Genomic DNA, 4,729 nt, shown 5'->3' on the forward strand with positions numbered 1-4,729 from the left:
CCGCTTGTACAGCAGCGCTGCTTATCTGACGCATATGTTATTTTTAGCAGCTAAATGGCTCTGCCCCGCAAGCGAAGAAAAACTATGACACGATTTCAGAACGTTACAGACAAAAAATAACATAATCTGCCATGTTTTCCTTATCGCTGCAGAATAACTGAAAATGCGCAACTTTCGCAAAAAAAACTTTCTATTTTTCGCAAAATGATTACAATGGCGGTCCGGCAGTAACAAAACGGTGCAAAAATCAGACAGTTTTTATCATAAACGGAAAGATACATGCTCCTCCTCTGATGGAGCAATCTGTTTGATGTCTGTCAACTGCTTCATCATTCTTCAAAAGAGTGGTGAACTCTTGCCCGCTGCACCTTCGCTTCCTATCTTTAATGCTGCTCTAACATGGATTTATGGTGATCATGGCTTACGCAACGACCAATCCTTATACTGGCGAAACACTCAAAACATTTCCTGAAGCCAGCGACCAGGATGTACAGAATGCACTGCACGACGCACACGAAGCTTTTAAAAGCTGGCGTCATGTATCTTTTTCTGAGCGTGCAAAAATCATGACTAAAGCGGCAGAAATTCTGCGGCGCGACATCGATAAATACGCAAAGCTTCTGACCCTTGAAATGGGCAAGCTTTACGAAGAAGCTAAGCTGGAAACGATCCTTTCAGCTGAAATTTTTGAGTATTACGCCAAAAATGCAGAAAGCCTGCTCAAGTCTGAAAAGCTGCCTGTAGCAGACCCTAAAGAAGGCAATGCTATTCTGGTGCATCAGCCTCAGGGTATTGTTTTTGCGATTGAACCCTGGAACTTCCCTTACTATCAGATCGCACGTATCATTGCGCCTCAGCTTTCAGCCGGTAACACCGTTCTGCTGAAACATGCCTCCAATGTTCCTCAGTCAGCTGCTATTTTTGATGACCTGATGATCGAGGCCGGCCTGCCAAAAGGTGCTTTCCGCAACCTGTATGCAGCACGTCACCACACAGAGACCATCCTTAATGACCCACGCGTTTGCGGTGTTGCTCTGACAGGTTCAGAACAGGCTGGTTCAATCGTCGCTGCGGTTGCTGGTAAAGCGCTCAAAAAATCGACTATGGAACTGGGCGGCGCAGACGCATTCGTTGTTCTTGAAGATGCTGATGTCGAAAAAGCTGCAAAATGGGCCGCTTTTGGTCGTCACTGGAATGCCGGTCAGGTTTGCGTTTCTTCCAAACGTCTGATCGTTGTTGACGCTGTTTACGACCGTTTTGTTGAGATCTACAAAGCTGAAGTTGCAAAGTTCAAAGCTGGCGACCCGATGGACCCGTCAACCACTCTTGCACCACTTTCTTCTCAGAAAGCTGCTGACGACCTGAAAGCTCAGGTTGAAAAAGCTAAAACACACGGTGCTGTTGTTGAAGTTATCGGGGCTCCCGTGCCTGAAAAAGGTGCCTTCTTCCAGCCTCTGCTTATGACCAACCTGCACGAAAACAATGAAGCCCGTCACTGGGAGTTTTTTGGCCCGGTTACACAGCTTTATCGTGCAAAAGATCAGGATGATGCCGTTCGCATTGCTAACGACACACCTTATGGTCTGGGTGGTTCAGTCTTTACAAAAGACACAGCACGCGGTGTTGAAGTGGCTAAACAGATCCACACAGGCATGGTCTATATTAACCACCCAACCATGGTAAAAGCTGATCTGCCATTTGGTGGTGTTGCTAACTCTGGTTATGGCCGTGAGCTGATTGGTCTGGGCATTAAAGAGTTTGTTAACCACAAGCTGATTGATGTTGTTGATATTGATGCGCCGTTCTGATTTTACCGAACGGTAATGGCTGAATAAAAAAGCCTGCCTGAATTAATTTTCAGGCAGGCTTTTTTTAACTCATATTAAAGAAACACTCAAAGGCATCAGCCCCATAGCCACGCGGCGCCCCTGACACCTGAGCTGTCACCATGCTTGTTTTTGACAATTTCAGTTTTACACTCAGGCGTAACAACATAACGACGCATCATATCAGGCACACGACTGTAAATACTGCTGAGATTAGAAACACCGCCTCCCAGAACAATCACATCGGGGTCCAGCAGGTTAACCAGCAGGGCAAAGGCACGTCCCAGCCGCTCAATATAAATATCAAGCGCCTTAACCGCCGTCTGATCACCTGCCTGAGCGGCCTCCTCAATACCATGTGTTGAGCGATTACCCGGCCCTTTCCACAACTCAGCCAGAGCAGAACCGCACAGGAAGCGCTCAATGCAGCCCTCATTACCGCAGAAGCATTTAGGCAGAGGAAATTCCTCCTGCCTGACCCAGGGCAGAGGAATATGCCCCCACTCTCCGGCGATATGATGCGGGCCTGTCAGAGGTTCATTATTAACAACAATGCCCCCACCAACGCCCGAACCAAGTATCGTGCCAAATACAACCTTATGGCCGGCAGCCGCTCCATCAATCGCCTCTGAAAGAGCAAAGCAGTTGGCATCATTTTCCACCCGCACAGCCGTACCTAATATACGCTCGAGGTCATCACCAAATGGTTTGCCATTCAGCCACACAGCATTGGCATTTTTAACGCAGCGCGACTGCGCATCGATCGAGCCCGGAATACCAATACCCACCGTTGCGACAGGGGCAGTCTCAGCCAGCGTCTGCTGAACCATTTCTGCTATTTTGTGCAGAAGAGCGTCGTAAGTTCCCGGGTTGGCTTCTCTCCGACGAATAACAATCTCTCCGGTCGGATCAAGAGCCGCAATTTCTATCTTGGTACCACCAAGATCGATTCCGAGACGATAATCTGACATCTGACAACCTTAAACAGAAATATTGCACAAAAGTTAGGGACCAACAGGTGGCATAAGATAACGTGTAAAACTATGCCATCACATACTTTGACCTATTCAGACAAGGCTCATTACCATGAAAGAGTATTTTCTTGATGTTAGCGGACTAAGTTGTCCCATGCCTGTTCTGAAGGCAAACCGCACTTTACGGACAATGACCCACGGAGATCAGCTGCGTATTATTGCGACAGATCCAAAAAGCATTGCTGATTTTGAAGTGTTTTGTCGTGAGACCGGACACACTCTGATTTCCTTTTCTGAAGAGGATAACTCTTTCTCTTTTCTCATTCAGCATCGCTAAAAAATATTTCCTGCCCTCGTCACAACAACTTTATCCACCCCGTATTGAACGATAACACTTGGCAGGACCCTGCCTTTGAGAGTAATCCCTCCTTCTTAAAGGATAGAAAAAGGGCCTGGACACAATGCCGGATGATATTACGTCTTTATCTTTTGAAGCTGCGTTGTCTGAGCTTGAAAAAATTGTAAGCAGCCTTGAAAACGGCCAGATGAAACTGGAAGAGGCCATAACATCCTACGAACGTGGGGCAGCATTACGTCAGCATTGTGAAAAAAAGCTGCATGAAGCTGAAACCCGCGTTCAGGCTATCACCCAGAAAGCCGACGGCTCTCTGGATATGAAACCTGTGAACTGAGATACAGATGACTGAACCGACCATCCCCGCCGGGGCTCCCCGCTTTTCTGACGCTGCGGCTCTGCGCGCAAGCATGTCTGCTCATGCCGGGCTGGTAGAAAGCACTATTGATGCACTTCTGCCACTGACATCTGGCAAAGAAAACAAGCTCATTGAAGCGATGCGCTATGCCACTCTGGGCGGCGGAAAACGCCTGCGTGGTTATCTGGCGGTGGAGGTTGCCAGTCTGTTTGGCGTACCTTCCGCACAGTCTGCCCGTGTTGGTGCTTCAGTAGAAATGCTGCATGCCTATTCACTCGTGCATGATGATCTTCCCGCTATGGATGATGATGATCTGCGCCGTGGTCAGCCTTCGACGCATCGTAAGTTTGATGAAGCTACAGCGATCCTGGCAGGAGATGCGCTTCAGACAAAATCTTTTGAAATTCTGGCCGAAGCAGACACTCATGCTGATGCCTCAGTCCGTATTGCTCTGATTCTTGCCTTTGCTGATGCCTCGGGAGCAGCCGGTATGGTCGGCGGGCAGATGATTGATATGGAAGGTGAAGGCCAGTCTTTTCCGCTGGATGACGTACGTCGTTTGCATGCTCTTAAAACCGGATGCCTTATCCGCTATTCAGCTGAGGCTGGTGCCATTCTCGGACAGGCCACACCCGACGAGCAGGCCCGTCTGCGCTCTTATGGCACACATATTGGTGCTGCGTTTCAGATTGCTGATGATGTGCTTGACGCGACAGCAACCGCAGAAGAGCTTGGTAAAACAGCCGGGAAAGACGAAGCCTCAGGTAAATCTACCTTTGTCTCTCTTCTGGGTATTAAAGGAGCACAGGCTGAAGCTGAAAGACTGGTTGAACTGGCCGTCAGTGAGCTCGCTCCTTTCGGAGAAAAAGCCAGCAATCTTAAAGCACTGGCTTATTACGTCATTCAGCGCAGGAACTAATCATGTCAAACGAACCCACCACTGTGCCGACGCACGGCCGTTTTCCTGTTCTGGACCGCGTGACATACCCGCAGGATCTGCGTAATTTTTCGGTTGACCAGTTAAGCCAGCTTGCTGATGAGCTGCGTGCTGAAACGATTGATGCGGTCTCCTCCACCGGGGGGCATCTTGGCGCCTCTCTTGGTGTTGTTGAGCTCACCGTTGCCCTGCACGCTGTGTTTGATACGCCTGAAAGCAAGGTCATCTGGGATGTGGGCCACCAGGCCTACCCCCATAAAATTCTGACCGGCCGGCGCG

The 4,729-nt window shown here is 49.0% G+C and carries 6 protein-coding genes; 5 read left to right on the forward strand and 1 reads right to left on the reverse strand.

What is annotated here, in order from left to right:
- Positions 1–416 precede the first annotated feature (416 nt).
- On the forward strand, positions 417–1,808 hold the full coding sequence (locus HK25_RS05035; RefSeq protein ID WP_086554664.1) for an NAD-dependent succinate-semialdehyde dehydrogenase: 1,392 nt from the start codon (positions 417–419) through the stop codon (positions 1,806–1,808).
- A gap of 95 nt (positions 1,809–1,903) precedes the next feature.
- Here HK25_RS05035 and HK25_RS05040 read toward each other — a convergent pair whose 3' ends face one another.
- On the reverse strand, positions 1,904–2,797 hold the full coding sequence (locus HK25_RS05040; protein WP_086635523.1) for an ROK family protein: 894 nt from the start codon (positions 2,795–2,797) through the stop codon (positions 1,904–1,906).
- A gap of 115 nt (positions 2,798–2,912) precedes the next feature.
- On the opposite strand from HK25_RS05040, the gene HK25_RS05045 reads away from it, so the two are divergent.
- The 4 genes from HK25_RS05045 to HK25_RS05060 form a co-directional block, all read left to right on the forward strand.
- On the forward strand, positions 2,913–3,137 hold the full coding sequence (locus tag HK25_RS05045; protein WP_086554660.1) for a sulfurtransferase TusA family protein: 225 nt from the start codon (positions 2,913–2,915) through the stop codon (positions 3,135–3,137).
- A 124-nt stretch (positions 3,138–3,261) separates the two neighbouring features.
- Positions 3,262–3,492: an exodeoxyribonuclease VII small subunit gene (locus HK25_RS05050; protein WP_086554661.1), complete on the forward strand. Its 231-nt coding sequence runs from the start codon at positions 3,262–3,264 to the stop codon at positions 3,490–3,492.
- 73 nt (positions 3,493–3,565) lie between these two features.
- The gene (locus HK25_RS05055) at positions 3,566–4,432 is read left to right on the forward strand and encodes a polyprenyl synthetase family protein (RefSeq protein ID WP_369822930.1); all 867 of its coding nucleotides are present in this window, start codon (positions 3,566–3,568) and stop codon (positions 4,430–4,432) included.
- A gap of 2 nt (positions 4,433–4,434) precedes the next feature.
- A partial coding sequence (locus tag HK25_RS05060) for a 1-deoxy-D-xylulose-5-phosphate synthase N-terminal domain-containing protein (RefSeq protein ID WP_304528636.1) occupies positions 4,435–4,729 on the forward strand: 295 nt, incomplete at its 3' end.

Origin of the sequence: Acetobacter sp. DsW_059 (assembly GCF_002153695.1) — a bacterium.
GTDB classification, from domain to species: Bacteria; Pseudomonadota; Alphaproteobacteria; order Acetobacterales; family Acetobacteraceae; genus Acetobacter; species Acetobacter thailandicus.